General features: G+C 64.5%; 29 protein-coding genes and 1 tRNA gene. 21 read left to right on the top strand and 9 right to left on the bottom strand.

All coding sequences use genetic code 11. From position 1 onward, the window contains the following. Positions 1–19 precede the first annotated feature (19 nt). Together ACYQ0L_RS06125 and ACYQ0L_RS06120 are read right to left on the bottom strand one after the other, a co-directional pair. Positions 20–424 (bottom strand): hypothetical protein, encoded by a 405-nt coding sequence (locus ACYQ0L_RS06125; protein WP_459788150.1) that lies wholly within the window; start codon positions 422–424, stop codon positions 20–22. A gap of 115 nt (positions 425–539) precedes the next feature. Further along, entirely contained in the window at positions 540–806 is a 267-nt protein-coding gene (locus ACYQ0L_RS06120) for a zinc-finger domain-containing protein (RefSeq protein ID WP_459788148.1), read from the bottom strand. A 111-nt stretch (positions 807–917) separates the two neighbouring features. On the opposite strand from ACYQ0L_RS06120, the gene ACYQ0L_RS06115 reads away from it, so the two are divergent. From ACYQ0L_RS06115 to ACYQ0L_RS06090, 6 genes are all read left to right on the top strand, one after another. After that, the gene (locus ACYQ0L_RS06115) at positions 918–1,856 is read left to right on the top strand and encodes an ABC transporter ATP-binding protein (protein WP_459788147.1); all 939 of its coding nucleotides are present in this window, start codon (positions 918–920) and stop codon (positions 1,854–1,856) included. Between the two features lie 131 nt (positions 1,857–1,987). Further along, positions 1,988–3,832, top strand: a complete 1,845-nt coding sequence (locus tag ACYQ0L_RS06110) for a GGDEF domain-containing protein (protein ID WP_459788146.1) — start codon at positions 1,988–1,990, stop codon at positions 3,830–3,832. A 107-nt stretch (positions 3,833–3,939) separates the two neighbouring features. Then, positions 3,940–5,541, top strand: a complete 1,602-nt coding sequence (gene nadB, locus ACYQ0L_RS06105; protein ID WP_459788145.1) for an L-aspartate oxidase — start codon at positions 3,940–3,942, stop codon at positions 5,539–5,541. A 108-nt stretch (positions 5,542–5,649) separates the two neighbouring features. Continuing rightward, positions 5,650–5,931 (top strand): hypothetical protein, encoded by a 282-nt coding sequence (locus tag ACYQ0L_RS06100; RefSeq protein WP_459788144.1) that lies wholly within the window; start codon positions 5,650–5,652, stop codon positions 5,929–5,931. Between the two features lie 437 nt (positions 5,932–6,368). Beyond that, positions 6,369–8,450, top strand: a complete 2,082-nt coding sequence (locus ACYQ0L_RS06095) for a ribonucleoside-diphosphate reductase subunit alpha (protein ID WP_459788143.1) — start codon at positions 6,369–6,371, stop codon at positions 8,448–8,450. Positions 8,451–8,530: 80 nt separating this feature from the next. Then, positions 8,531–8,689: a hypothetical protein gene (locus ACYQ0L_RS06090; protein WP_459788142.1), complete on the top strand. Its 159-nt coding sequence runs from the start codon at positions 8,531–8,533 to the stop codon at positions 8,687–8,689. A 118-nt stretch (positions 8,690–8,807) separates the two neighbouring features. Here ACYQ0L_RS06090 and ACYQ0L_RS06085 read toward each other — a convergent pair whose 3' ends face one another. Continuing rightward, positions 8,808–9,494, bottom strand: coding sequence for a type 1 glutamine amidotransferase domain-containing protein (locus ACYQ0L_RS06085; RefSeq protein WP_459788141.1), 687 nt, complete (start codon positions 9,492–9,494; stop codon positions 8,808–8,810). 301 nt (positions 9,495–9,795) lie between these two features. On the opposite strand from ACYQ0L_RS06085, the gene ACYQ0L_RS06080 reads away from it, so the two are divergent. Next, complete coding sequence (locus ACYQ0L_RS06080) at positions 9,796–10,398, top strand: TetR/AcrR family transcriptional regulator (RefSeq protein WP_459788140.1); 603 nt, start codon at positions 9,796–9,798, stop codon at positions 10,396–10,398. A gap of 84 nt (positions 10,399–10,482) precedes the next feature. On the opposite strand, the gene ACYQ0L_RS06075 is transcribed toward ACYQ0L_RS06080, so the two are convergent. Then, positions 10,483–10,722 carry a DUF2171 domain-containing protein gene (locus tag ACYQ0L_RS06075; RefSeq protein ID WP_459788138.1) on the bottom strand — a complete coding sequence of 80 codons (240 nt, stop codon included), beginning with the start codon at positions 10,720–10,722 and terminating at the stop codon, positions 10,483–10,485. Positions 10,723–11,238: 516 nt separating this feature from the next. Here ACYQ0L_RS06075 and ACYQ0L_RS06070 point away from each other — a divergent pair. The 4 genes from ACYQ0L_RS06070 (at position 11,239) to ACYQ0L_RS06055 (ending at position 13,971) form a co-directional block, all read left to right on the top strand. Continuing rightward, positions 11,239–11,418 (top strand): hypothetical protein, encoded by a 180-nt coding sequence (locus tag ACYQ0L_RS06070; RefSeq protein ID WP_459788137.1) that lies wholly within the window; start codon positions 11,239–11,241, stop codon positions 11,416–11,418. 165 nt (positions 11,419–11,583) lie between these two features. Beyond that, positions 11,584–12,654 (top strand): ribonucleotide-diphosphate reductase subunit beta, encoded by a 1,071-nt coding sequence (locus ACYQ0L_RS06065; RefSeq protein ID WP_459788136.1) that lies wholly within the window; start codon positions 11,584–11,586, stop codon positions 12,652–12,654. 76 nt (positions 12,655–12,730) lie between these two features. Next, positions 12,731–13,384, top strand: a complete 654-nt coding sequence (locus ACYQ0L_RS06060; protein WP_459788135.1) for an MT-A70 family methyltransferase — start codon at positions 12,731–12,733, stop codon at positions 13,382–13,384. Then, the gene (locus ACYQ0L_RS06055) at positions 13,381–13,971 is read left to right on the top strand and encodes a BglII/BstYI family type II restriction endonuclease (protein ID WP_459788134.1); all 591 of its coding nucleotides are present in this window, start codon (positions 13,381–13,383) and stop codon (positions 13,969–13,971) included. The genes ACYQ0L_RS06060 and ACYQ0L_RS06055 overlap by 4 nt, the downstream gene beginning before the upstream one ends. A gap of 131 nt (positions 13,972–14,102) precedes the next feature. Here the strand turns inward: ACYQ0L_RS06055 and ACYQ0L_RS06050 are convergent, their stop codons facing one another. Then, complete coding sequence (locus ACYQ0L_RS06050; RefSeq protein WP_459788133.1) at positions 14,103–14,246, bottom strand: SEC-C metal-binding domain-containing protein; 144 nt, start codon at positions 14,244–14,246, stop codon at positions 14,103–14,105. A 247-nt stretch (positions 14,247–14,493) separates the two neighbouring features. Here ACYQ0L_RS06050 and ACYQ0L_RS06045 point away from each other — a divergent pair, with 247 nt between their 5' ends. Further along, positions 14,494–15,069 (top strand): DUF6891 domain-containing protein, encoded by a 576-nt coding sequence (locus ACYQ0L_RS06045; RefSeq protein WP_459788995.1) that lies wholly within the window; start codon positions 14,494–14,496, stop codon positions 15,067–15,069. A 7-nt stretch (positions 15,070–15,076) separates the two neighbouring features. On the opposite strand, the gene ACYQ0L_RS06040 is transcribed toward ACYQ0L_RS06045, so the two are convergent. Next, positions 15,077–15,595 carry a thermonuclease family protein gene (locus ACYQ0L_RS06040; RefSeq protein WP_459788131.1) on the bottom strand — a complete coding sequence of 173 codons (519 nt, stop codon included), beginning with the start codon at positions 15,593–15,595 and terminating at the stop codon, positions 15,077–15,079. 96 nt (positions 15,596–15,691) lie between these two features. After that, positions 15,692–16,204, bottom strand: coding sequence for a DUF4870 family protein (locus ACYQ0L_RS06035; RefSeq protein ID WP_459788130.1), 513 nt, complete (start codon positions 16,202–16,204; stop codon positions 15,692–15,694). A gap of 215 nt (positions 16,205–16,419) precedes the next feature. Here ACYQ0L_RS06035 and ACYQ0L_RS06030 point away from each other — a divergent pair, with 215 nt between their 5' ends. The 7 genes from ACYQ0L_RS06030 to ACYQ0L_RS06000 all read left to right on the top strand — a co-directional run bounded on the left by ACYQ0L_RS06030 (position 16,420) and on the right by ACYQ0L_RS06000 (position 21,026). Then, positions 16,420–16,677, top strand: coding sequence for a hypothetical protein (locus ACYQ0L_RS06030; RefSeq protein WP_459788129.1), 258 nt, complete (start codon positions 16,420–16,422; stop codon positions 16,675–16,677). A 297-nt stretch (positions 16,678–16,974) separates the two neighbouring features. Further along, entirely contained in the window at positions 16,975–17,298 is a 324-nt protein-coding gene (locus tag ACYQ0L_RS06025) for a hypothetical protein (RefSeq protein WP_459788128.1), read from the top strand. Positions 17,299–17,391: 93 nt separating this feature from the next. Next, positions 17,392–18,336 carry an acetylglutamate kinase gene (argB, locus tag ACYQ0L_RS06020; RefSeq protein WP_459788127.1) on the top strand — a complete coding sequence of 315 codons (945 nt, stop codon included), beginning with the start codon at positions 17,392–17,394 and terminating at the stop codon, positions 18,334–18,336. Positions 18,337–18,412: 76 nt separating this feature from the next. Then, positions 18,413–18,709 (top strand): YggT family protein, encoded by a 297-nt coding sequence (locus tag ACYQ0L_RS06015; protein ID WP_459788125.1) that lies wholly within the window; start codon positions 18,413–18,415, stop codon positions 18,707–18,709. Further along, positions 18,706–19,599, top strand: a complete 894-nt coding sequence (folD, locus tag ACYQ0L_RS06010) for a bifunctional methylenetetrahydrofolate dehydrogenase/methenyltetrahydrofolate cyclohydrolase FolD (RefSeq protein ID WP_459788124.1) — start codon at positions 18,706–18,708, stop codon at positions 19,597–19,599. The genes ACYQ0L_RS06015 and folD overlap by 4 nt, the downstream gene beginning before the upstream one ends. Further along, complete coding sequence (locus ACYQ0L_RS06005) at positions 19,596–20,357, top strand: hypothetical protein (RefSeq protein WP_459788123.1); 762 nt, start codon at positions 19,596–19,598, stop codon at positions 20,355–20,357. Before folD ends, ACYQ0L_RS06005 begins: the two co-directional genes overlap by 4 nt. Before the next feature lie 45 nt (positions 20,358–20,402). Further along, entirely contained in the window at positions 20,403–21,026 is a 624-nt protein-coding gene (locus ACYQ0L_RS06000; RefSeq protein ID WP_459788122.1) for a MarC family protein, read from the top strand. 13 nt (positions 21,027–21,039) lie between these two features. On the opposite strand, the gene ACYQ0L_RS05995 is transcribed toward ACYQ0L_RS06000, so the two are convergent. Both ACYQ0L_RS05995 and ACYQ0L_RS05990 read right to left on the bottom strand, forming a co-directional pair. Further along, on the bottom strand, positions 21,040–21,645 hold the full coding sequence (locus ACYQ0L_RS05995) for an LON peptidase substrate-binding domain-containing protein (RefSeq protein ID WP_459788121.1): 606 nt from the start codon (positions 21,643–21,645) through the stop codon (positions 21,040–21,042). A gap of 4 nt (positions 21,646–21,649) precedes the next feature. Continuing rightward, complete coding sequence (locus ACYQ0L_RS05990) at positions 21,650–22,579, bottom strand: tetratricopeptide repeat protein (protein WP_459788994.1); 930 nt, start codon at positions 22,577–22,579, stop codon at positions 21,650–21,652. Between the two features lie 196 nt (positions 22,580–22,775). Here ACYQ0L_RS05990 and ACYQ0L_RS05985 point away from each other — a divergent pair. Together ACYQ0L_RS05985 and ACYQ0L_RS05980 are read left to right on the top strand one after the other, a co-directional pair. Beyond that, a tRNA-Gly gene (locus ACYQ0L_RS05985) sits at positions 22,776–22,850 on the top strand. Between the two features lie 123 nt (positions 22,851–22,973). Further along, positions 22,974–25,193, top strand: coding sequence for a TonB-dependent receptor (locus tag ACYQ0L_RS05980; RefSeq protein ID WP_459788120.1), 2,220 nt, complete (start codon positions 22,974–22,976; stop codon positions 25,191–25,193). Positions 25,194–25,267: the final 74 nt, after the last annotated feature.

Genomic DNA, 25,267 nt, shown 5'->3' with positions numbered 1-25,267 from the left:
TCGGGTCGGATGAAAGCGATCAGCCTTCCTTGTCGACCTTCTTGTACGGAATGAAATCTTCGAGGAAGATCACGCCGCTGAAGAAATTGCCAGTGCGATCGCGCGTGGTGATCTGGGTCGTGTTGCACAGGCTTGGGTTGGGATCGCGCACGACCAGGTAATCACCGTCGTCCAGCGCTTCGGGATCCCTCGTGTAGTTCACGTAGATCGTCGATCCGGTGTCGTAGATCAGCGCGGTCTCGTCGATGATATAGAGCCGGGCTGACGGGCGGTGCGGTACGCATTTCATCGGTTCGCCCGCAACGCGATCCTTCAGCAGTTCGTCGAGCCGTTCCTGGCCGCTCTTCGAATCGGCGGCTGCGGGAGTGGCAAGGGCCAGCGCGCCCAGCGCGGCAAAGGCGGGAAGTGCGATACGAAGGTTCATGACGTCGTCCTTTCGAACATGTGTGTATCACCCCTACATTGGGCTGGATAACACACCTTGCCTGAACAACGCATGAGGGAGCGAATGAGAGCCTGGGGGCTCCCCTTCGGTGGAATCACCTGTGGCCGGGGTCGGCACCTTCGCTTATGTCGCGCAAAGTTGCCTGGTCGACGCCATCGGCGGGGCCGCCTTCGAGGACGAAGCGGCGGTCGCAATAGCCACAATCGACATAGCCGTGCTCGTCGATCTCGAGATAGATCTTCGGATGGCCGAGCGCGGCGGGCTTGTAGTTCTTGCCCGTCCGGATGTCGGTCGCGCCGTCGCACCACACGCGGCGGGTGGTGACCTTGGAGACTTCGGGCGGAGGCGGAATGATCGACATGGCGTTTGCGCATATCCTCACGCCGCGCGGGCGGCAAGGGGCCGATCGCCGACAGGCGAACGCCGCGCAAAGCTGTGGCCAAGCGGCGGCGCGCGAACTAGGGCAGGGCCCATGACTGACCGGCCCGCGATATCGATCACGAATCTGACCAAGCGCTACGCGCCCCACAAGGGCGAGGGGGAGGGCAAGCTGGCGCTGAAGGGCGTCAGCTTCGACGTGCCGCAGGGCGGCGTGTTCGGCCTGCTCGGCCCCAATGGCGCGGGCAAGTCGACCCTCATCAACATCCTCGCCGGACTGGTCTCGAAGACCGATGGCAGCGCGGAGATCTGGGGTTTCGACACCGCGAAGAACCCGCGCAACGCGAAGCGTTCGATCGGGATCGTGCCGCAGGAAATCGTGTTCGACCCCTTCTTCACCCCGTTCGAGGTGCTGGAGAACCAGGCCGGCTTCTACGGTATCCCCAAGGGCGAGCGCCGCAGCGAAGAGCTGCTGAAGGCGGTGCACCTGTGGGACAAGCGCGATGCCTATGCCCGCACGCTGTCCGGCGGCATGAAACGCCGCCTGCTGATCGCCAAGGCGATGGTCCATTCACCGCCGATCCTCGTGCTCGACGAGCCGACGGCGGGCGTCGATGTCGAGCTGCGGCGGCAATTGTGGGAACTGGTGACCGACCTCAACCGGCAAGGCGTCACCGTGGTGCTGACCACGCACTACCTCGAAGAGGCCGAGGAGCTGTGCGACCGGATCGCGATCATCAATCACGGCGAGCTGATCGCCGACAAGCCGACCGGCGAAATGGTCGGCATGGCGCGCGAGAAGATCATCCGGCTGGAGGTCGACAAGGATCTCGCCGGTCCGCCGATGGACGAGTTGTTTACGCGGGCGGAAGTGACCGCGCCGCGAACGCTCGAGATTACCTATGATCGCGACAGGGCGACCGCGGGCCAGGTGCTCACCATCGTGCAGGGCTATGGCTACGCGATCGAGGATGTCTCGACGCTCGAACCCGATCTGGAAGACGTCTTCGTCCAGCTGACCGGCGCGGGCTGAACGCGCAATACGTTAATATTTCCGGGCTGTGCGCTAACCTTTGGTCAATGCGTAGCCGCTAGGGCGACAGGGTGAATTTCTCGTCACTCTTCAGGACGGTGCGGCAGATTGTCGCGCCGTGCGCCCTCTGTGTGGCGCTGATCGTCGGCGCGCCAGGCAGCGAAGCTTCTGCCCGGTGCTATGGAAGCGAGAATCGCGTCGTCGAACGGCTGGAGGTCGAAATTGGTCGCGATCCGGCCGCCGCAGTCGATCTCATCGCGGAAGAGATTGCCCGCACCGATCCGGCCCGCACGACCCTCCTCGCAGAACTGTATCTCGTGCAGTCGATCGCCCTCCACATGAGCGGCAAGCCGCGGGGGGAAGCTATAGAGAGGACGCGCAACGCGGCGAGCGGTCTTGCGCCCGGCCATCCCATCAACCTGATGCTGGGGCTCGACGAAGTCTACGAGATCGAAGACGATGCCGAGAGACTGCGGAGCCTCGCCCCGCTCGAGCGCGATTATCGGAGCCTTCAATCCGGAACTCCCGCGAAAACGTGCCGGGCGGTCGATCTCGCGTTCTATCACGCGCGGCTCGACAATCCGCGCAAGGCCTTCGCCTACGCGAAGCAGGCTTATCGCAACAGTGCGGGCGAGGATGAATCGCCTTATCGCGCCGAAGCCATTTCGATGCTCGCCTACTTCATTTCGACTGGGCACGATTATGATTATGCACAAAAGCTGCATTCGGACGCGCTTCGCATACAGACCGACCTCGGCATGAGCGATCTGGCTGCACAGGAACTGGCGCAGCGTGGCTACACCGAACTGGCCAATGACAAGCCCGAGCAGGCGGTGAAAGATTTTGCTGCTTCGGCAGAGCAGGCGCGCAGCTACGGCAACGCGTACGCGGTCGATTACGCTTTGCTCGGACTGTGCGAAGCGGCATTGGAAGCCGACGATATCGGGCGGGCCGCCCCTGCCTGCGAGCATGCCTATACCAATCTCAACAGGCCAAGTGAGCTCATGGCCTACCCTTCGACCGCGCTGATGGCGGATCTGCTGGTGCGACAGGACAAGCCGCGCGAGGCGCTTGGCCTGCTAAATCCGCTGATCGCCAGCGGCCGGGGCGACGAAGATCCGGCGACATGGATCCGGACGCTGAAAGCCCGTGCCGCGGCCCATTCAGCGCTCGGGCGCAACGCCCAGGCCTATGCCGATGCGCGCAGGGCCATGGAAGAGATCGAGGCTTATCTCAGGGAGGAACGGGCGAGCGGGCTAAATGCCTTGAGGGCCCGCTTCCAGACCGAAGAATTGGAGGGCCGCCTCGCGGACGAGGAGCGCGCAAGCAAAGTGCGCCTGCGGCTCGCAATCGTGGTGATTGCGGGCTCCGTTCTTGTGCTTGCGTTGCTGGGCACGTTGGTTTTCATCCTGCTGAGCCACCGTCGCCGCTTCCGCCGCCTTGCGATGATCGATCCGCTGACCGGGCTCGGCAATCGGCGCGCGACGCTGGAGAAGGCGGACGAGGCTTTGCGTGAGGTGGGCGTGGCAAGGCCGCGCGCTTCGGTGGCCCTGTTCGACATCGACCATTTCAAATCGTGCAACGACCGGTTCGGTCACGACGCGGGCGACGATATCCTGAGCGAGTTCGCGCGGATCGTGGAAGCGTGCGTCCGCCCGGGCGATATCGTCGGGCGCTGGGGCGGGGAGGAATTCCTGGCCATCTTCCCTGCCACGGACGCGCAGGAGGCGGCGGGTATCATCGAGAGGATACGCGTGCGGGCCGCACGGGAAAGGTTCGATTTCGCGCCCGATTACCGGCTGGAATTCAGTGCCGGGATCGCAATGCTCGACGAAGCGGGCGACGATATGGGCGACTGCATCAAGCTCGCGGACGAGCGCCTCTATGCAGCCAAGGCGCTGGGGCGCAACCGGACCTGTCTTGTCAAAGGCGAAGGCGAAGGCGACGCGCCGGCACGAAGCGGCGTGGAGCCCTGAACCCACGCAAGACTACTCCGCCTTCTCGGCTGCCTGCCCATCGCGGAGCAGGGTGAGAAATTCCGCCCCGGCTTGCGGCCTCCGCCCGGTCCGGCCATGACGCGGGAATGATCGACAAACACGACGGGACCACGCACGATGTGCTGGTCATCGGATCCGGCGCGGCTGGACTGACCGCAGCGCTGGCCCTGGCCGAGGAAAAGAAGGTGCTGGTGCTGGCCAAAGGCTCGCTCACCGGCGGTAGCACCGCCTGGGCGCAGGGCGGGATCGCCGCCGTGCTCGACGCGGGCGACACGTTCGAGGATCACATCCGCGATACGATGATCGCGGGCGCGGGGCTCAATGATCGCGACACGGTCGAGTTCGTGATCGAGCGTGCGCCGCATGCGATCGACCGGCTGATCGAGCTGGGCGTGCCCTTCAACAAGGAAAGCGGTGCGCTGCACCTCACCCGCGAGGGTGGCCACTCGCACCGCCGGATCGTGCATGTGAACGACGCGACCGGCTGGGCGGTGCAATCCGCGCTGCTCAAGGCGGCGGAAGAGAATCCCAACATCACGCTGCTGCCGGGCCGCACCTGCGTCGATCTGATCACCGGGCGGCACGAGCTGCGCTATTCGGGCGCAGGCCAGGTGTGGGGCGCGTATGCGCTCAACGAGGAGACGGGCGAGGTCGAGGCCCATGTCGCGCGCGCTACCGTGATGGCTGCGGGCGGGGCGGGGCGCTGCTACCTGTTCTCGACTGCCCCCCGGGGGGCGACCGGCGATGGCATCGCGATGGCCTGGCGCGCGGGTGCGCGGGTCGCGAACATGGAAATGATGCAGTTCCACCCGACCTGCCTCTACAATCTGGAGGTCAAGAACTTCCTCATCACCGAGGCCGTGCGGGGCGAGGGCGGGCGGCTTTATAACCCGCGCACGGGCGAGCGCTTCATGGAGCAATACGATCCGGAGCGGATGGAGCTGGCCCCGCGCGACGTGGTCGCGCGTGCCAACGACGATCAGATCAAGCGCTACGGGCTCGATTACGTCCATCTCGACATCAGCCACCAGCCGCCCGAGTTCGTGCGCGAGCATTTCCCGACGATCCACGAAAAGCTGCTCGGCCTCGGGATCGACATGACCAAGGAGCCGATCCCGGTGGTGCCCGCGCAGCACTATACCTGCGGCGGGGTGCTGGTGGACCTGTTCGCCCGCACCGACCTGCCGGGCCTGTGGGCGGCGGGCGAGTGCATCGAAAGCGGGCTGCACGGGGCCAACCGCCTCGCCTCCAACTCGCTGCTCGAATGCTTCGTCTTCGGCGAGGCGGCGGCGCGCGATATCCTCTCGATGTGGGAAGAGCTCGACGCGCCGCCCGAGATTCGCCCGTGGGACGCGAGCCGGGTGACCGATTCGGACGAAGAGGTCGTCATCAAGCAGAACTGGACCGAGATCCGCCGCTTCATGTGGAACTATGTCGGCATCGTGCGTACGACGAAGCGGCTCGAACGTGCGGCGAACCGCATCCGCCTGTTGCAGTCGGAGATCGAGGATTACTACGGATCCTTCCGCGTCACGACCGATCTGATCGAGCTGCGCAACCTCGTCCAGGCGGCCGAGCTGATCGTCGGCTGCGCGCTCAAACGCACGGAAAGCCGGGGCCTGCACTATACGCTCGACCATCCTCAGACCGATCCGGTCGCGCTCGACACGGTGCTGCTGCCGCGCTGAGAAAAGCGCGAGAACTTGATGCATGTTAGTTTGTGGCCGCATCGTGGCGGCTGGCCATTGCCTGTGTGAGCCCCTCCGAGGGGGTGGAGCCAACAGAGGAACTCAACCATGAAGAAGCTTGCAATTTTCGCCGCCCTTCCCGCCGCCGCCCTTGCGCTGAGCGCATGCGGTGAAGACAGCGCCGTCGAAGAGCAGGGCGACATGCTCGAAGAGCAGGCCGATGCTGTCGAAGATTACGGCGACGACCAGGCCGCCGCGCTCGAAGAGCGGGCCGACGAAGCGCCGACCGACGCCCAGGAAGACGCGCTGAACGCGCGCGCCGAGGAAATCGACGATATCGGCGACGAAAAGGCCGAGGCGATGAACGAACGCGCCGACGAAATGGAATAAGGCTTTCGCCTGATCCGCCGGCTAGCCGGCAAGGGGCCTCCGCCAGCAATGGCGGGGGCCTTTTTCGTTGGCTCCGAATTCGCGGCGCAGGCTGCTAGCCGACCGGCGCGACAAGCTGAATCCATCGAGCGAATTTTTCCCACAGTTTGGTTGTGCGTCCGGGCGGCTTCCGAATCGGCACGAGCGGTGCCTTTGCCGTCTCGTCCAGACCCTTTGGTAGGCCGTTCCGCCCTTTTTTGCCCATCGCTCCCCTTGCGCCTCCAGCCCGCCTGATTCATGCTTGTCCTCCTTCGCGATCCGGATAAGTCCGGGCGGCCTGCAACAGGGTTTCGCGAGGGGCGCATCCATTGTGTGGGGCAGCCCGCCAATGCGCATTTAGGACACGGAAATGGGGCGCCTGGCTGCGCACCATCTGGGCGAAGCTTTAGGGGCGAGTCATGGAATTCAGCACTGGCGAAACCGATATGTCCACCACGGACGAAGATACGGCCGACAGGCTGACCGAGACACGCAAGAACGCCGCCCCCGAGGCGAAGGCACCCGCGAGGGGCCACGACGCAAAGACTTCCGCCGCGGCGGACGCAAAGGCAATGACGATGGAAAAGAACGATACGGGCTCCGACGTGCTGGTGGAAACCGCTGCAGCAGATGCCGTGGCCAAGGCCGTCGCGGCAAGTGCGGCGGACGTGGCCGACAGCAAGAAGGTCAATCCGCGCCGGTTCAACATCGTCACTGACGAATCGCGCGATGCGAACCTGACCGAATTCGGCAAGGAAACGCTCAAGGACCGCTACCTGCTTCCGGGCGAGAATTTCCAGGACCTGTTCGCGCGCGTCGCCGATGCCTATGCCGACGACCAGGCGCACGCGCAGCGGCTCTACGACTATATCTCCAACCTGTGGTTCATGCCCGCGACCCCCGTTCTGTCGAACGGCGGCACCGCACGCGGCCTGCCGATCTCGTGCTATCTCAACTCGGTCGAGGACAGCCTCGACGGGATCGTGAACACCTGGAACGAGAACGTGTGGCTCGCCTCCAAGGGCGGCGGCATCGGCACCTACTGGGGCAATGTGCGCGGGATCGGCGAGCCGGTCGGCCTCAACGGCAAGACCAGCGGCATCATCCCCTTCGTGCGCGTGATGGACAGCCTGACGCTGGCGATCTCGCAGGGTTCGCTGCGCCGTGGTTCGGCCGCCTGCTACATCGACGTCAACCATCCGGAGATCGAGGAATTCCTCGAAATCCGTAAGCCCAGCGGCGACTTCAACCGCAAGGCGCTCAACCTGCACCACGGCGTGCTGGTGACCGACGAGTTCATGGAAAAGGTCCGCGCGGGCGAAGAATTCGACCTCGTTTCGCCGCGCGACGGCTCTGTCCGCAAGACGGTCGACGCGCGCAGCCTCTTCCAGAAGCTGGTCGAGACGCGCTTGGCGACGGGCGAGCCCTACATCGTGTTCTCGGACACGGTGAACCGCATGATGCCAAAGCACCACCGCGATCTGGGCCTGAAGGTTTCGACCTCGAACCTGTGCAGCGAGATCACGCTGCCCACGGGTCGCGACCACCTCGGCAATGATCGCACCGCGGTTTGCTGCCTGTCCTCGCTCAACCTCGAGAAGTGGGACGAGTGGAACGGCGACAAGCAGTTCATCGAAGATGTGATGCGCATGCTCGACAACGTGCTGCAGGATTATATCGACCGCGCTCCGCCCGAAATGGCGCGCGCCAAGTATTCCGCCAGCCGTGAACGCAGCGTCGGCATGGGCGTGATGGGCTTCCATTCTTTCCTGCAGGCGAAAAACCTGCCGCTCGAAGGGCCGATGGCGAAGGCGTGGAACATCAAGATGTTCCAGCACATCTCCGCCGCCGCCAACGAAGCTTCGATGGTTCTCGCGCATGAGCGGGGCCCGTGCCCCGACGCCGAGGAAATGGGCGCGATGGAGCGCTTCAGCTGCAAGATGGCGATCGCGCCGACCGCGTCGATCAGCATCATCTGCGGCGGGACGTCGGCCTGCATCGAGCCGATCCCGGCGAACATCTACACCCACAAGACCCTGTCCGGCAGCTTCATCGTGAAGAACCCGTACCTGCAGGACCTGCTCGCGAAGAAGAGCAAGGATTCGACCAATGTGTGGAATTCGATCCTCGAGCGGGGCGGCAGCGTCCAGCACCTCGACTTCCTGACCCCGGAAGAGAAGGCGACCTACAAGACCAGCTTCGAGATCGACCAGCGCTGGCTGCTCGAATTCGCGGCCGACCGTTCGCCGATGATCGACCAGGCGCAGAGCCTCAACCTCTTCATCCCCGCCGATGTCGACAAGTGGGACTTGATGATGCTTCACTTCCACGCGTGGGAGAAGAAGATCAAATCGCTCTACTACCTGCGTTCCAAGAGCATCCAGCGTGCAGGCTTCGCAGGCGGCGTGGAGGCGGACAACACCTCCGAAGCCGCGAAGTACGAACTGGCCGCGGGTGCGGGCGAAGAGACCGACTACGAGGAATGCCTCGCCTGCCAGTAGCCAGCAGGGGGCAGTCTGCGCCGTTCATTTGCCGTCTGGCGGAACGAGTGCGCTGACTCTCGCAGAACTGGAGGACGAGCATGGACGCGTTGCCCATATTGACCCTGGTCTTAGCGGTCATTGTCGTTGGCGTGGCAGTCGCGCTGCTGCGCCGACCGACCGACCTGCTCCGCAAGCTCAACGTGTATCTGGTGGCGCTACTTGCGCTTATGCTGTTGCTGTCTTTGCAAGGTTCGTGATCCGCAGCATTCGCGAATGAAAAACCCCCGGCTCGCGCTTCTGCGGGCCGGGGGTTTCCTTATTCGGTAAAACGAGCTTTATGAGGCCGCGCCGCGGGTGCGCTCGCGACCTATGCGATCACCCGGCCGTCTTGAGTGCCTTCAGCAGGGCCTCGGCGGCGGGAGCGGACGAGGCGGGGTTCTGCCCGGTGATCAGTAGCCCGTCCTCCAGCACGTAGGGCCCCCAGTCAGGGCCGCTGGAGTAGTCGCCGCCCTTGGCCTTCAGCTCGTCCTCGACGAGGAAGGGAACCACGTCGGTCAGGCCGACGCCTTCTTCCTCGGTATTGGTGAAGCCGGTGACGCGCTTGCCCTCGACCAGCGGACGGCCATCGGCTGCTTTCACGTGGCGCAGGGCCCCAGGCGCATGGCAGACCAGCGCGACGGGCTTGTCGGCTGCAATGAAGCTCTCGATCAGCGCGATCGAGGTCCTGTCCTCGGCCAGGTCCCACAGCGGGCCGTGGCCGCCGGGATAGAAGACCGTGTCGAAATCGGCCGCCTTCACATCCGCCAGTTTCACGGTCTCGCCCAGCCGCTTCATCGCCGCGTCATCAGCTTCGAAGCGGCGCGTGTCATCGGTCTGGGCATCGGGCTCGCTGCTCTTGGGGTCGAGCGGCGGGCGACCGCCGCCGGGCGAGGCGAGCGTGATGTCCGCCCCGGCATCCTTGAACGCGTAGTAGGGCGCGGCCAGCTCTTCGAGCCAGAAGCCGGTCTTCTTGCCGGTGTCGCCAAGCTCGTCGTGCGACGTCAGTACCATCAGGACCTTCATGATAATCTCCTTCGTTGCGGCCCGCGTGGGCCGCTGGTGAACAGCCCGGTCGGCAAGATGGCCGCCGTCGCTTGCGCGTCGATCGCGCAAGGGGGGCGGCACCAGGGCCGATCGATGACTCGGATGTAGGAATGAATAGACCGGTCGTCTAGTTCCTCGCATCTTCCCTTTATGGCCACTGCGCTCGCGAGCTGGCCGCCGGACGCGCCAACACTCGTCGAGCCATTCGCACTTCACGGCAGCGTGGTCGGAAGAGTCTCAGCGGCTAGACGATCGGTCCAGATCGTCCTATGTCGGGACCATGGTTGCCGTTTCATCCCCGCACGACACCCGTTCCGCAATCCTGTCCGCCGGGCAGGCGATTATGGGGCGTAAGGGCTATTCCGGGGTCGGGCTGAGCGAGATCCTGACCACGGCCGGTGTGCCCAAGGGATCCTTCTACCACTATTTCGGGTCGAAGGACGCCTTCGGGGAGGCGATGGTCTCGGCCTATTTCGAAGACTACCTTGCCCAGATGGATGCGATACTCGCCAAGCCCGGCCTGACCGGGGCCGAGCGGCTGATGCTGTATTTCGCCGACTGGCGCGAGAATCAGGTCGCGTATGATTGCCAGGGCCGGTGCCTTGCGGTGAAGCTCGGCGCCGAAGTCGCCGACCTGTCCGAACCGATGCGGCTGGCGCTCAAGGCGGGCACGGGCGGGGTGGTCTCGCGCATCGAGACTATGCTGGAAGGCGGTGCCTCCGATGGCTCGATGCGGTTCGAGGGAGAGGCGCGCGATGTTGCCGCGTCGCTCTACAACCTGTGGCTGGGTGCCAGCGTGATGGTGAAGATCGAGCGGACGCACGAACCCTTCGAGGTGGCCCTGCGATCGACGCGGCGGATGATAGGCAGCACCGGATCGTGACCCGCCACGAAAAACCCCGACGCGCGTGATGCGGGCCGGGGTTTTCGTCAGGCTGCGCTGGCAGCCGTCAACTCGGTGCGCCGATTATACGGTCGTCGCCTTGTTGCCGAGGCCGACGGGAAGGGGCGTGCCTTCCTTGAGGTAGATCCGGTTGTCGTCGATCTTGTCGACGGCATCCATCGCGATGAAGTGGTGCTGGCTGTCGGCAGCATCGGACTTCGTCAGCTTGATGCGCTCGTCTTCCACTTCGTCCACCGTACCGACATGCTGGCCGGTCGAATCGGCGATTTCCATATGTTCCTTGATGCGAATCTTCTCGAACATGACTGCTCCAATCTTCTCTTGGTTTTCAAGGGCCTGCTTGGGCCCGCCTTACATGAACACAATGACTGGGCCGGGTGAATCGTTCCTGCCCGTGCCCAAAGGCGGTAGTCCGAGCGCGTGGCTTGCGAGCGAGGGGCTCGTGGGGCATCCTCGTCGGCATGGGGGAGGGCGCAGCTCTGCAGATCGGCGTGGCGGGTTTGTCGTGGGAGGAGCTGCGCTGGCTGCCTCTCCCGGTGCTGGCCGTGGCGGGGTTTGCGCTCGTCCCCTGAGCGCGGTGGGAGTTTCGCGACTGGCGCATCCGCCGGGCCGAAGCGCGCGGCGACCACGAGCGGGCCGAAATCCTCGCGCTGGAGCATGAAGTGCAGGAGCCGCCGCGCACGCTGCGGCAGATCGCCGGGGGGTGGCCCTGGCGACCTTCCAGCAGAACTTCGCCAGCGAGCTCGAGCATATGCTGGGCCAAGGCTGGAGCTTTGCCGCCGGCTGCTTACCTTCGTCTTCGTCTTCGTCTGCACCTCGATGCGGGACACGGTGCGGCGCAACGCGATGCCGCCCGAAGAGCTCGCCGCGCTGGAGGAAGAGGAGGAGCATCGGCGCTGGCTCCGCTCGATCGACGGCGATTGGATGACCGGTCTAGCCGTGGCACTCGCCTTCGGCGCCGCGATCCTGGCAGGAATATTTTCTTCGCCGGCGCGATAACCCCGCTCTGAGGCCACCCCGCCGAAAGGCGGTAGGCGCGCATGCCGCTTATCCCCCACCCATTCGCCACGCTTGCTATCGAATCACCGCTGTGATTCCTTATGTTGGTACACCCGATACGATCACAAACACCGAAGAAGGCCCCCGCGCCCCGGAGAACGCCCCATGTCGCTGCTCGAAGCCCGCAAGACCTACAAGCCTTTCGAATATCCGTGGGCGTACGACTTCTGGAAGCGCCAGCAGCAGGTTCACTGGATGCCCGAGGAAGTTCCCCTGGGCGAGGATTGCCGCGACTGGGCGCAGAAGCTGTCCGATCACGAGCGCAACCTGCTCACCCAGATCTTCCGCTTCTTCACCCAGGCCGATGTCGAGGTGCAGGACTGTTATCACGAGAAATACGGCCGGGTGTTCAAGCCGACCGAGATCAAGATGATGCTCGCCTCGTTCTCCAACATGGAGACGATCCACATCGCGGCCTACAGCCACCTGCTCGACACGATCGGCATGCCCGAAAGCGAGTACGGGATGTTCCTCGAATACGAGGAGATGAAGGACAAGCACGACTACCTGCAGCAGTTCGGCGTCGACACGGACGAGGATATCGCCCGCACGCTCGCCGCGTTCGGCGGCTTCACCGAAGGCATGCAGCTGTTCGCCAGCTTCGCGATGCTGATGAACTTCCCGCGCTACAACAAGATGAAGGGCATGGGACAGATCGTCAGCTGGTCGGTCCGCGACGAGAGCCTCCACTGCGAAGGCATCATCCGCCTGTTCCATGAATTCGTGCGCGAGCGCGATTGCTACACCAAGGCGGTGAAGGAAGACATCATCGACATCTGCCAGAAGTCGGTGCGGCTGGAAGACAACTTCATCGACCTCGCGTTCGAGATGGGCCCGGTGTCCGGCATGACCGCGAAGGAGATCAAGAAGTACATCCGCTACATCGCGGACTGGCGGCTGGGCCAGCTGGGCCTGCAGCCGATCTACATGATCGACGAGCACCCGCTGCCCTGGCTCACCCCGCTGCTCAACGGCGTGGAGCACGCCAACTTCTTCGAACAGCGCGCCACCGAATATTCCAAGGGCGCCACCAAGGGCGACTGGAACACGGTGTGGAGCACCTTCGACAAGCGCCAGGGCGCCGGCAGGGCCGCGAACGAGGAAGAGGCCGACGACGGCCCGGGGCTGTTCGGGGATGATGCTGGCGGGAGTAGTCAGCCCGAGGCTGCGGAGTAGGATCCGAAATGGACTGGCGGGGTTGACCTCGCGCGGTCGGCAGGTAAGATCCTGTTTTGTTCTTCTGGAGGTTGCGATGCTGGATCCCGATGGCGTGCCTTGCGCTGCAACTGATTTGTTGAGAGTTGCCGGAGATACTCCGTACAGTACGATTTTGGCAGATCCGCCTTGGCAATTTCAGAACCGCACAGGCAAGGTCGCCCCCGAACACAAGCGACTGAATCGATATGGAACGATGGAGTTGGACGAGATTTGCGATCTGCCAGTTGAGGCAATCGCAGACAATCCTGCGCACCTGTATCTTTGGGTTCCTAACGCACTTCTGCCCGAGGGCTTAAAGGTGATGAATGCTTGGGGCTTCCGCTACGTATCCAACATCATTTGGGAAAAGGTTCGCAAGGATGGGGGGCCTGACGGGCGCGGCGTTGGCTTCTATTTTCGCAACGTCACCGAGATCCTTCTTTTTGGCGTTCGTGGCAAGAATGCCAGAACGCTCCAGCCGGGCCGGAGGCAAGTGAACATCATTCGCAGCCAAAAGCGCGAGCATTCCCGTAAGCCCGATGAGCAATATAAGATTATCGAAGAGTGTAGCTGGGGGCCCCGCATTGAGCTCTTCAGTCGCGGTACGCGCGAAGATTGGACCGTATGGGGAAATCAGGCCGACGAAAGCTATAAGCCCGATTGGCAAACCTATAGCTACAATAGCGGTGTGGCGATCGCGGCTGAATGACCACTGTGCACCTCATTCCGAAAGATATTTCGGAGCTCTACGAAATCCATGAATGGCGGAACGCGACAGGAGTTCTCGCCACTGCTTGCACGTCGGAATGGGACGAAATTCAAGACGCACTGCGCAAGTTTAGACTTCTCCGTTCGGAGGTTGTGGCTCCGGGCAAGAACCGGTCCAAAATTGTAGAACGCCTAGAACGTCCGTTAAAGAACATGGGCTGGATTGAGAAGCAGTTTGAAACTGCGATAGTGGTTGACGATGTAGAGCGCCCCTCGCCCACGCACAAGGTCGATTGCTTCAAGCGTCGAGTTGCTATCGAGGTCGAGTGGAATAATAAAGATCCGTTCTATGACCGAGACTTCAACAATTTCCGTTTACTCTTCGACCTTCAGGTTATCGACGTTGGAGTGGTAATAACTCGCTCGTCGGAACTGCAAACGATCTTTGATCGATTGGGTAAGGGTAAGAGCTACGGAAACTCAACCACGCACATGGGGAAATTGCTTCCTCGCCTGCGTGGTGGTTCGGGGGGAGGATGTCCGATCCTCGCCTTTGGGATATCTGAGAAGCTCTACATCGATGACTAAGGCTCCTCGTCCGACGCTGCCTACATCGCTAAACCGTGCCAAGCGGAATTAAGCGAGCACCCCGGACGAACCTCTCAGCCCGCCCGGAGCACTCCACCACTCACCGCCAGTAATCCTGCCGCTCGGTGCCGTCATAGCGGCCCGTGCGCAGGCAGCAGCGTTTGAAATCTCTTCCCCGAACCGCAGGGGCACGGGTCGTTCCGCCCGAGCTTTTCGAGCAGTTCGATCTGGCCGCCCTTGATGGCAACGGCAGCGCATTCACCGCCTCGCGCCAAGACACGCAGCTTGCGGCCTTCTTTGCCGTACTTGCGCTCTGGTCGTCTGGATCGCGGACCGCTATGTTTTAGGAACCGAAGGGGAGGATCACCGAATGATAATGCGACTTCTTCATCGTATCTTCAGACGGTCGCGAACTGACGATGACTCGCCAGCAATCATCTCATCTGTTGCCTCTAAAGACACCGTCCCGATTGCAGGGCGTCCGCTAAGGAGAGCTATACGCTCGAACAGAGGCAAGAATGGCTGCGCGAACAGTTGCGGCGCGACATTGCCACCGGCTTCATGAAGCGAAAAGATATCCTGCAAACTGCCGAAGACTATTTCGAGAAGGAATTCCCGGCTGCCGAGGCGCGGCGTCTGGCGATGGCGATGCTTCCCGAACTGCTCGCCGAGCGCCGCGCGGAACAGGCGGTGTGGCCAGAGACAACCGATTGCGACCGCCTCGATGCGGCATTTGCAGCGCTGGAGACCGACGGAATTGTCTCGCGGCAGAACTTCAGTTGCTGCGGCAGTTGCGGTTCGTACGAGATTTGGGACGAGATGGCGGCAGTCAAGGACGCTGGCGGGCCGACGCGTGGATACGCTTTCTATCACATGCAGGATACCGAAAGCGCGGCTGATGGTGGCAGGCTCAATCTAAATTACGGCGCAGCGGAGGAGGGCGAAACAGCCAGCCTGCAGGTCGCCGCGGAGATTGTCGCGAAGCTCGAAGAGCACGGTCTTGAGACCCATTGGAACGGAAGCTTGGATCAGCGGATCGGGATATCCCTCGACTGGAAGCGACGCAGCATGATCGAAGACGGAACACTGTTGCACTAACGTCCCCTCAGCACCACCGCTTCCGTGCCTCGCCCCGGCGCGTAGCAACACCCTCCGCCTCCAGCGCATCCACCGCACTAGCGCCATCCCGCTCCAGCACGCGCAGCTTGTTGCCGTAGCGGTCGGTGTCGCGGCCATCGGGGGTGGGGTGGACTTCGAAGGCTCCGGCATTGAGCCACGCGGTCAGGCGCTCGGTCGCGCGGGTTGCGGCGATCCGCTCCGCCTCGCAGGCGGGCTGTGACAGCTCGGGCGCCTCGATGTCGGCAATGCGGATCTTCTCGCCCTGCAGCCAGATCGTGTCGCCATCGACCACGCAGGTCGTCCGCGCCCCGGCCACGCAGGCATGGAAGGTGGCGGAGACGGTGGCGGGCGCGGGGGCGGGCTCCTGCCTCAGCGCCTGCCACGGAAAGAACGCCGCCAGCACGCCGAGCGGCAGCAGCACAGTGAGCGGAGTGAACGCGCTGCGCCAGGACGAGGCGGCGCGCACCTCGCGCGGGGTGCCACGCTGGTATGTGCGTGTCGCCACACGCCGATAATGAACTTCCCGACCCATCACTCTCTTGTAGATGAAAAGTCACCAACAAGGGGTGAAGGGGCATGATTAATAAATCTGCTAAGTCACTCAAAAAAGGTAAGTTTTTGGCCTAGCCATAGGCTGGCAGCTGGTCGCCCGCGCAAGCGACAGGATCGTGCGGATGCACGACCACACGAACAGCACCATGCCCAGGATCGCCGCACCCACAACGGCCAGGAGCACGGCGGGCGCGTCCGCAGCCTGCCCGGAGACATCGGGCGTCGATAGCTCCCCCACCGCCGTGGCCAGCACCGCGACCAACACACCCGCAAACGCGAGGACACAGAACCAGAAGACGACCCAGAAGGTGCGGATCAGATAGGTGAAGTGGGTCTTCTCCCACTCCGGCGTGCTCTCGTCCCCGCGCCAGACATAGGCGAGGATCAGCCCGATCAGCACGGTCACCCCGTTCATCAGCCCGATGAGGTAGAGCGCCGATACGATGATCGGCCGCTGGAGCATCACGCCCCCTGTTTGTGGGGTGGCTGCCTGCGGGGTGGCGTCCCCCGTCGCCCGCTCCGGCGCAGCGGCGGGTGCGCCGCGTTGGTAGTCCTCGGCCATGGCGCGTGCTTTCCCCTTCGCGTGACTGATCGGGGGACATCATAGGGGGGCGCTGGGGGCTGGCAAGGCGCGGCTCTGCCAACCGTGCGCGCTTCCTGCGGGGTGCCTCGTGCCTGGCAGTCGACAACACGTTCCGGCCCCGTGCGGCGGGCTTGCCAAGTGCCCTGCGCGGTGCGAGGTTCCGCGCGATTCACACCTTCGCAAGGAGCTTTGCCATGGCCGTCCGTTTCGCACCTTTCGCCCTCGCGCTTGTCGGCGCGGTGATGCTCACCGCCTGCAGCGCGCAGGAAGAAAAGACCTACGAGGTCGACGCGACCGACGAGAGCGGGGGCGAGCTGATCGTCGCCGACGAGAATCCCGAAGGCGTCGCGGTCGACCTGCCCGAAACCGAAATGACCAATGTGCCGCCCGAGGAACAGGCCGGCGCGATGGGCGACAAGGGCAACGGCGACGCGGCCGACGCCGCCGAATAGCACTGGCCGCCGGGGCAGCGGGGCGGTTGCCGCGCTGTCCTACAGGCGGATCGCGATGCTATCGCGGCGGGCATGGCCACTACCTTTTGCCCGCACCTTGCCCCCGCTCTGGCAGCGCGATTTGCGCCGTACAGGCGGGGAGCGCTTTTTCGGTTCAGGACACTGTGTCAGGTGTGTCAGGGCCAAGTGGGGCCGGGCGCGCGGCGGCTCTTTCGGAACCCCTCGTGCGGGCCGCTTGTTGCAATCCAGACGAACGCGCCCGGTGGCTCCGGGCCGGATTGCAACAGGAGACGACCAATGGCCAATTTGAACGACGATGCCCCGATTCAGGAAAAGGGATCGAGCAAGTGGCTGTGGGTGGGCGTGATCGTCGTCCTCGCCATCGCGGCGGTGATCATCTTCCTCAATGCCGACGGCGACGAACCCGAGTTGCCCGACAGCGCGGTGACCACGCAGGAAGAACGGCTCAACACCGATCTGACCGACGAATCCGGGCTGGCCGACGAAGCGCCCGACGGTATGGACTCGGTGGACCAGCTCGACACGCCTGAAGAGGGCGCAACGGACGAAGCCGACGGCGACATCGCAACCGATCCGGGCGCGATCCAGCCCGCCGAATAGGGCAGGTCCTGGCGGGTAAGGAGGCGGGGCCGCCGCGTCCCGCCTGTCCGTCCCGCCTTCCCAAACCGCGCATGGCGGGCTAGCGCGCGCGGCATGAGCGAGACTTCGAACCCCGCCGCCCAGCCCGCGGCAAGCAACGCCGCCACCGTGGACGCCGGTGCCAAGGCCAGCGTCCTGATCGAGGCACTGCCCTTCCTGCGACGCTACGCCGGGCGCACCTTCGTGGTGAAGTACGGCGGCCACGCGATGGGCGATACTGCCGCCGCCGCCAGCTTCGCGCAGGATGTCGTGCTGCTGAAAGCGGTCGGCATCAACCCCGTGGTGGTGCATGGCGGCGGGCCGCAGATCGGGGCGATGCTTGGCCGACTGGGCGTCGAAAGCCGCTTCGTCGATGGCTTGCGGGTGACCGACGAAGCGACGGTCGAGATTGCCGAGATGGTTCTCTCGGGCGCGATCAACAAGCAGATCGTCGCCGCGATCCAGGCCGCCGGCGGGCAGGCGCTCGGCCTCTCGGGCAAGGATGCCGGGCTCGTTACCGCGCGCAAGGTCTCGCGCGAGACGCGGGTCGAGGACAGCGCGATCGAACAGATGGTCGACCTGGGCTTCGTCGGCGAGCCTGCCGCGATCGACACGAAGGTGCTCGAAATGGCGACGCAGAGCGGCCTCATCCCCGTGATCGCCCCCATCGCCGCGGGCGAGAACGGCGAGACCTTCAACATCAATGCGGACACCATGGCCGGCGCGGTCGCCGGTGCGCTGGGCGCGGCGCGGCTGCTGCTGCTGACCGATGTGGCCGGCGTGCTCGACGGGGACGGCAGGCTGGTGACCGATCTGGACGGCGACGGAATCGCGGACCTGCGCCAACAGGGCGTGATCACCGGCGGGATGATTCCCAAGCTCGAAACCTGCCTCGCCGCGACCGAGGCCGGGTGCGAGGCGGCGGTCATCCTCGACGGGCGGGTACCGCATGCCATGCTGCTTGAGTTCTTCACCGCCAGCGGCGCCGGCACGCTCGTCAGGGCCGCACAAAACCGCTAGGGCGGCCTTGCCTTCAGGGCGGAGCGTCTTACTCTTGTAAGGCACCGCCGCCACAGACACCAGGAGACCGGGCCCCATGCAAGCCCTCTATACCATCTACCAGATCGTCGAGCTGCTGACGAACGTGCTGGTCATGCTGATCATCGTGCAGTTCGTGATCGGCCTGCTGCTCGCCTTCAATGTGGTCAGCCGCGGGAACGACTTCGTCGTCGCGGTCTATCGGTCGATCAATTCGCTGCTTGAACCGGTGCTGGGGCCGATCCGGCGGATCATGCCGCAGACCGGGGCGATCGACTTCTCGCCGCTGGTCCTCATCATTGCGCTCCAGATCCTCCTGATCGTGCTGGAGTCGATCATCCGGAGCATCGCGTGACCGCGGAGCTGATCGACGGAAAGGCCTTCGCCGCCAGTCTGCGCGAGACGGTCGGCACGCACGCGGCCACCTTTGCCGAGCAGGCGGGTCGCAAGGCGGGCCTCGCCGTGGTCCTTGTGGGCGCGGATGCCGCCAGCGAGGTCTATGTCCGCTCCAAGGGCAAGGCGACCGTCGCCGCCAATATGGCAAGCTTCGAACATCGCCTGCCCGCCGATACGTCCGAAGCCGATCTGATCGCGCTGGTCGAAAAGCTCAACGCCGATCCTGCGGTCGACGGGATCCTCGTCCAGCTGCCGCTGCCGGGCGATCTGGACGAACAGGCGGTGATCGCCGCGATCGATCCGGGCAAGGACGTCGACGGCTTCCATGTCGAAAGTGCAGGCCGGCTGATGGTCGGGCGCGAAGGCTTCGTGCCGTGCACGCCGCTGGGCTGCATGATGCTGCTGCGCGACCGGCACGGAGACCTTTCGGGCAAGAGCGCGGTCGTCATCGGACGGTCCAACATCGTCGGCAAGCCGATGGCGCAGTTGCTGCTCGATGCTAACGCCACCGTCACCATCGCGCACAGCCGCACGAAAGACCTGGCGGACGTGGTTCGCGGGGCGGACATCGTGGTCGCCGCGGTGGGCCGCGCCGAGATGGTCAAGGCGGACTGGCTCAAGCCCGGTGCGACCGTGATCGACGTCGGCATCAATCGGCTCCCGCCTGCCGAGGGTGAAACCAAGGGCCGCCTCGTCGGCGATGTCGACTTCGAAGGTGCGCGGAACGTCGCCGGCGCGATCACGCCCGTGCCGGGCGGCGTCGGCCCGATGACCATCGCAGTGCTGCTGCGCAACACGCTGGTCGCTGCCCATATGCACGAAAACCTCACTCCGCCGGAGGACCTGTGATCCGCGCGCGGCCGCTCCTTGCGCTGGCCATGGCCGGGCTCGTCCTGTCCGGCTGCGCCGATGGCCGCCAGCGCATGCAGCGCACCGCGATCGACCGCGCGCTCTCCAGCGCCCAGTATGCCGCGCAGCCGAGCCTGATCGTGGCGCGCGAATCGGAGTTCGCGCGGGCCGCGCGCGAGGACGGGCAGTGGACCGCGTTCCGCCGCTTCGCGAGTGGCGATGCGCTGCTGCACGGCCGCAACGGACCCGTTCCGGCCCGGCGCGTTCTGGCGACGCTCGACGATCCCGCAGCCCCGGTGCAATGGTCGCCGCGCACCGTCGTGATGAGTTGCGACGGCAGGCTGGCGGTCAGCACGGGCCGCTTCCGCGAACCCGAAGGCTATGTCGGCAATTTCGTCACCGTGTGGGAGCGCGACCGCTACGATGACGATTACGAATGGTCCTACGACGTCGCCGGACGCGACGATCCGCAACCCACGCCGGTAGAGCCGGTCGAGGGAGAGATCGTCGCGACCGCATTCGATGCGGTCCAGGGCCGTGTTGCCGATTGCCCGCGTGGCGGCGAACCCGTGCCCGCACCTCCGGCCGTGACGACGCCTGCGGATGTGCGCAGCGGCGAGCAGGTGTCTGCCGACGGCACGCTGCGCTGGCGCTGGGAACACCGGGCGGATGGAACGAAGCACGTCCGCGTAGACTATTATACGTCCGGGGCGTGGGAGAAGATCATCGACAAGGCCCTCGCCTCGCCGCCAGAATAACTTGCCCGTCCGCCCGTTTCAGCAGGAAGCCAAGCGCCGCACCCCATGCCCGAACTCTTCTTCTCCGCCTTCGTGACCTTCTTCGTCGTGGTCGATCCGCCGGGCTGTGCGCCGATCTATGCCGGGCTGACCAAGGGGGCGAGTGCGGAGCAGCGCCGCAACATGGCGCTTCGCGCATGCCTTATCGCCGCCGCGATCCTGCTGGTCTTCGCACTGTTCGGCGTGGATCTGCTCGCCGCGCTGCATATCGAACTCGACAGTTTCCGCATCGCAGGCGGGCTGATGCTGTTCTGGATCGCGTGGGAAATGGTGTTCGAGAAACGCACCCAGCGGCGCGAGGAACGGGCCGAGAAGATCGCCGCCAGTCCGGAGGTGGAGGATGTTTCTGTGTTCCCCATGGCGATGCCCATGCTCGCCGGGCCGGGGGCCATCGCCGCGATCATGCTGCTGATGAACGAAGCCAGCTCGATCGAGGAAATGGCGGTCGTGCTCGGCGCCCTCGCCAGCGTTCTCGTCATCACCGCCATGGCGCTGATTGCCGCAGGCCCGCTGATGCGCATGTTCGGTGACCGGGTGGAGGCGGTGGTGACCCGCCTGCTCGGCGTGCTGCTGGCGGCGCTGGCGGCGCAATACGTGATCGATGGGCTGCGCGGCTCCTTCGCATTGTGACGCCGCTGCACCGTTACTGCAGCGTAACCCGGTCATCCGTGCCGCTCTGGCGGCCGAAGAAGTACATCAGCTGGATCAGCAGCTCGCACCGTGCGGCAAGATCGGGCGCTTCGAGCAGCGCCTGCTTGGAGGCACCGTCGAACGGTGCGATCTGACTGACTCCGTTGATGAGCGACTGGTCGTCCAGCTGGGCGACCGCGTCCCAGTCGACGCTGTAGCCCTGCGCATCGGCGAAGCGGCGCGCCTCGCGTTCGAACCCGGCGCGCTCGATCCCGCTCAGCACCTCGTCGCCGTCCTCCGCGATCAGTTCGCCTTCGACCTGGCGGAAGGGGGTGGCCACATCGAGTTCGCGGATGATCCGGAAGCGGCTCTCGCCATCGAGGACGAGGTTGTAGCGGCCATCGTCCAGCGCCTCGACCTCGCCGATCTTCCCGATGCAGCCGACCTGGTAGAGTTCGGCCCCCTCGCGCGCGACCTTGGGCTGGATCATCGCGATGCGCCGGTCGCGGGCCAGCGCATCGCCGACCAGCGCGCGATAGCGCGGCTCGAACATGTGTAGCGGCAGCTGCAGGCCGGGAAACAGAATCGCATCGGTCAGCGGGAAGATCGAAAGCCGCATCGCCCTATCCGAACAGGATCTTGGACAGGCGCCGCCGCGTCGCGACGACCCACGGGTCTTCGAGGCCGGCCGCTTCGAAGATCTGGAGCAGCTTGGTGCGCGCCGCGCCCTCGTTCCACTCACGGTCCGCTTCGATCATGCCGAGCAGTTCGTCCGCCGCCGCATCGCGCTGGCCAGCGGCAAAGGCGGATTCGGCATAGGTGAAGCGCGCGTCCATGTCGCCGCCCTGCGCCTTTTCGCGCAGGGCGGCGAGTTCGCCCTCGTCGACCCTGTCGGCGGAAAGTTCGAGCTGCGCACCCGCCTGCGCGACGGCGGGGTCGGCTTTCTGCTCGTCGGTCAGCGCGTCGAAGGTCGCCTGCGCCTGGTCATGCTGCCCGTTTGCCAGCAGTGCGCGAATCAGGCCGGACTGGATTTCGGGCCGGCCCGCGATTTCGGGCGGCGCGGCACTCGCGATCTCACTATAGAGCTGGACCGCCTTCTCGTTCTCGCCCGCTTCCAGCAGCTGTTCGCCCATCGCGATCAACTGTTCGACGTCGGGCATGCCATCGTTCTGGCCGCCTTCGCCGCCTTCATCATTGGGATCGAGCGGCAATTGCGCGAGGATCTGGTCGAGCGCCTGCTTAAGCTGGCTCTCGCTGCGCGCGCTGGTGAGGTCCGCAACCGGGCGGCCCTGGAACAGCGCATAGACCGTGGGAATCGACTGGACCTGGAACTGGCTGGCGATGAATTGCTCTTCATCGACATTGAGCTTCTTAAGGACGACGCCCTTGTCGGCATATTCCGCCGCAACCTTTTCCAGCATCGGGGCGAGCGCCTTGCACGGCCCGCACCATTCGGCCCAGAAATCGAGCAAGACGAGCTTCGACATCGAGGGTTCGACCACGTCCTGGCGGAAACGGTCGACGGCTTTTTGTTCTTCGAGATTGAGCCCCATGCTGGCCAAGTGCGGTCCCCTTTTTCTGGATGGCGCGATTCGCGCCCGTTTGGGGCCAATGTGGGCTTTTGCGGGGCGATGTGAAGGGGAGATGCGAGAGAGTGATTTTTGCGCTTGCGGAGGTGGGCACACGTTGCTAACTGCGCGCTTCCCATTCCGGCGACGCACTTCTCGCACCGCCGGAAACGCCATGTGAGCGGGCGTAGCTCAGGGGTAGAGCACAACCTTGCCAAGGTTGGGGTCGGGCGTTCGAATCGCCTCGCCCGCTCCAGTTTCCTTCCATCGATGAACGACAAACCCGGTCCGCCGGGGGTCTGCGATGCGTGTTGCATCCGCGAAGGCACTCGGTTAGGGGCGGATGATATATTATACCTAACCTGGAGCCTCCGACTTTATGAAATCCCTGACTTCCACCCGCGGCCTGCCGCTCGTCGCCCTGGCTTTCGCGCTTGTGCCCTTCGCCGCGCAGGCACAGACGGCACCGGAGCCGGCGCAGGCGGACGGCGACGCGGACGAAATGGACGATGATTTTCACAACCGCGGCAATTCGCAGGTCGATATCGTCGTCAGCGCGGGACGCAGCATCTCCCAGCTCGACGTTCTGGCGGGCACATCGGTGGTCGAGGGGCTCGAGCTCCAGCGTAATCTCGATGGTCAGGTCGGGGAAATCCTTGAAGAGCTGCCCGGCGTATCGGGCACGGGCTTCGCGCCGGGCGTCTCGCGTCCGATCCTGCGCGGCTTCGGTGGCGAGCGGATTCGCGTGTTGGCCGATGGCGTCGGCTCGATCGACGCGTCGAACACTTCGGACGACCACGCCGTCAGCATCGACCCGCTGACGGTAGAGCGGATCGAGGTTCTGCGCGGTCCCGCCGTCCTCCTTTATGGCAGTCAGGCCATCGGCGGCGCGGTCAACGTGATCGACAAGCGCATCCCGCGCGCGATCCCCGACGAGCCGATCCATGTCGACGCGCTGGGCAGCTTCGACAGTGTGAACGACGAATACCGCGTCGGTGCCTCCATCGATGCACCGCTGGGCGGCGGCTTCGTCTTCCATATCGACGGCAGCTATCTCGACGCGGGCGATCTTTCGATCCCGGGTTACGCCCTGACCGAAGACATGCGCGCCGACGTTCTTGCCGATGCCGAACGCGAAGTGGAAGAGGGCAACCTCGAAGAAGCCGAGGAACTGCGCGAAAAGGCCGGGATCAACGGCACGGTGCCCAACACCTTCGTCGAAACCAAATCCGTCAATAGCGGCCTTTCCTTCATTCGCAACGGCAGCCGTTTCGGCTTCGGCGGCGGCTATTACGAAACGCTTTACGGCGTGCCCGAGAACCCGGCCGGCGGACACCATCACGAAGAAGAAGGTGGTGACGAAGACCATGGCGACGAAGATCACGAACATGGCGAAGAAGGCGTCTCGATCGGCCTGAAGCAGTATCGCGCGGACTATAGCGGCGACATCGAGCTGGGCTCGGGCTTCCTCGGCCGGCTCGTCACGCGCGTGGGTTACTCCGACTACACGCACACCGAATACGAAGGCTCCGAAGTCGGCACCGTGTTCGATGTCGAGGGCCTCGAAGGGCGCGCCGAGATCGTCCAGAACCCGATGGGTGCCTTGCGCGGTTCCTTCGGCGGACAGTTCTATATCCGCGACTTTTCCGCGGTCGGCGAAGAAGCTTTCGTCGCCCCCAACGAAACCGAGCAGTTCGGCGTCTTCACGCTCCAGGAACTGACCTTCGGCAACTTGCAGGTCGAAGGCGCGGCGCGTTTCGAAACCACGCAGACCTCCTCCAATACGCTCGGCGTCGAGCGCAACTTCGACATCCTGTCGGGCGCGCTGGGCCTGTCCTACGATGTCGGCGGCCTGCGTGTGGGCGTGAACGGTTCGCGGGTCGGCCGTGCCCCTGCGGGTGAGGAACTGTTCGCAAACGGCCCGCACGTGGCGACCGGCCAGTACGAGGTCGGCGACGTGGACCTCGACATCGAGCGTGCCTGGGGCCTCGAAGGCTTCGTGCGTGGCAATATCGGCCCGGCCACGGTGAACTTCACCGTCTTCAAGAGCTGGTTCGACGACTACATCTTCCTCAACAACACCGGCAATTTCGTGGACGAGGAAGGCATCGCGGTTGCCGACGATGATGAGGAAGCGATCCCGCTGTTCGCGTATCTCCAGCAGGATGCGTCCTACTTCGGTGCCGAGGCCGAGATCAGCATGCCGCTGGTCGAGGCCGACGCCTTCTCTGTCATCGGCGAGGCGAGTGCCGAGTATGTCGAGGCCGAACTCGACGATGGCTCTCCCGTCCCGCGGATCCCGCCGCTGGGCCTGACCGGTGCGCTCACCGTGCAGACGGGCGCGTTCGACGTGCGCGGCGAGGTCGAGCATTACGGCAAGCAGGACGATGTGCCCGCCTTCGAAAGCGCGACCGACGCGTTCACCTTCGTCAACGCATCGGTCGCGTGGCGTCCGGTGCGCGGCAACAAGAACGTCACCCTGCTGGCGAAGGTCGACAACATCTTCGACCAGGAAGGCCGCCGGGCGAGCAGCTTCACCCGCGATTACGTGCCGCTTCCGGGCCGCAACGTCTCGGTCAGCGCGCGGCTCAGCTTCTAGCACCGCGCGCCGAAGCGTTCATCGCATGAGGAGGGGCGGTCCGTTGCGGGTCGCCCCTTCGCATGTCGGCCGGC

Source organism: Alteriqipengyuania triglochinis (assembly GCF_054655655.1).
The sequence above is the reverse complement of the archived record's forward strand: the minus strand, read 5'-3'. Positions and strand labels throughout refer to the sequence as shown.

What these genes read in the sequence shown, in the direction of transcription:
- ACYQ0L_RS06125 (WP_459788150.1), bottom strand. Translation starts at nt 424, where the DNA reads ATGAACCTTCGTATCGCACTTCCCGCCTTTGCCGCGCTGGGCGCGCTG.
- ACYQ0L_RS06120 (WP_459788148.1), bottom strand. Translation starts at nt 806, where the DNA reads ATGTCGATCATTCCGCCTCCGCCCGAAGTCTCCAAGGTCACCACCCGC.
- ACYQ0L_RS06115 (WP_459788147.1), top strand. Translation starts at nt 918, where the DNA reads ATGACTGACCGGCCCGCGATATCGATCACGAATCTGACCAAGCGCTAC.
- nadB (WP_459788145.1), top strand. Translation starts at nt 3,940, where the DNA reads ATGATCGACAAACACGACGGGACCACGCACGATGTGCTGGTCATCGGA.
- ACYQ0L_RS06100 (WP_459788144.1), top strand. Translation starts at nt 5,650, where the DNA reads ATGAAGAAGCTTGCAATTTTCGCCGCCCTTCCCGCCGCCGCCCTTGCG.
- ACYQ0L_RS06095 (WP_459788143.1), top strand. Translation starts at nt 6,369, where the DNA reads ATGGAATTCAGCACTGGCGAAACCGATATGTCCACCACGGACGAAGAT.
- ACYQ0L_RS06090 (WP_459788142.1), top strand. Translation starts at nt 8,531, where the DNA reads ATGGACGCGTTGCCCATATTGACCCTGGTCTTAGCGGTCATTGTCGTT.
- ACYQ0L_RS06085 (WP_459788141.1), bottom strand. Translation starts at nt 9,494, where the DNA reads ATGAAGGTCCTGATGGTACTGACGTCGCACGACGAGCTTGGCGACACC.
- ACYQ0L_RS06080 (WP_459788140.1), top strand. Translation starts at nt 9,796, where the DNA reads ATGGTTGCCGTTTCATCCCCGCACGACACCCGTTCCGCAATCCTGTCC.
- ACYQ0L_RS06075 (WP_459788138.1), bottom strand. Translation starts at nt 10,722, where the DNA reads ATGTTCGAGAAGATTCGCATCAAGGAACATATGGAAATCGCCGATTCG.
- ACYQ0L_RS06070 (WP_459788137.1), top strand. Translation starts at nt 11,239, where the DNA reads ATGCGGGACACGGTGCGGCGCAACGCGATGCCGCCCGAAGAGCTCGCC.
- ACYQ0L_RS06065 (WP_459788136.1), top strand. Translation starts at nt 11,584, where the DNA reads ATGTCGCTGCTCGAAGCCCGCAAGACCTACAAGCCTTTCGAATATCCG.
- ACYQ0L_RS06060 (WP_459788135.1), top strand. Translation starts at nt 12,731, where the DNA reads ATGCTGGATCCCGATGGCGTGCCTTGCGCTGCAACTGATTTGTTGAGA.
- ACYQ0L_RS06055 (WP_459788134.1), top strand. Translation starts at nt 13,381, where the DNA reads ATGACCACTGTGCACCTCATTCCGAAAGATATTTCGGAGCTCTACGAA.
- ACYQ0L_RS06035 (WP_459788130.1), bottom strand. Translation starts at nt 16,204, where the DNA reads ATGGCCGAGGACTACCAACGCGGCGCACCCGCCGCTGCGCCGGAGCGG.
- ACYQ0L_RS06030 (WP_459788129.1), top strand. Translation starts at nt 16,420, where the DNA reads ATGGCCGTCCGTTTCGCACCTTTCGCCCTCGCGCTTGTCGGCGCGGTG.
- ACYQ0L_RS06025 (WP_459788128.1), top strand. Translation starts at nt 16,975, where the DNA reads ATGGCCAATTTGAACGACGATGCCCCGATTCAGGAAAAGGGATCGAGC.
- argB (WP_459788127.1), top strand. Translation starts at nt 17,392, where the DNA reads ATGAGCGAGACTTCGAACCCCGCCGCCCAGCCCGCGGCAAGCAACGCC.
- ACYQ0L_RS06015 (WP_459788125.1), top strand. Translation starts at nt 18,413, where the DNA reads ATGCAAGCCCTCTATACCATCTACCAGATCGTCGAGCTGCTGACGAAC.
- ACYQ0L_RS06000 (WP_459788122.1), top strand. Translation starts at nt 20,403, where the DNA reads ATGCCCGAACTCTTCTTCTCCGCCTTCGTGACCTTCTTCGTCGTGGTC.
- ACYQ0L_RS05995 (WP_459788121.1), bottom strand. Translation starts at nt 21,645, where the DNA reads ATGCGGCTTTCGATCTTCCCGCTGACCGATGCGATTCTGTTTCCCGGC.
- ACYQ0L_RS05990 (WP_459788994.1), bottom strand. Translation starts at nt 22,579, where the DNA reads ATGGGGCTCAATCTCGAAGAACAAAAAGCCGTCGACCGTTTCCGCCAG.
- ACYQ0L_RS05980 (WP_459788120.1), top strand. Translation starts at nt 22,974, where the DNA reads ATGAAATCCCTGACTTCCACCCGCGGCCTGCCGCTCGTCGCCCTGGCT.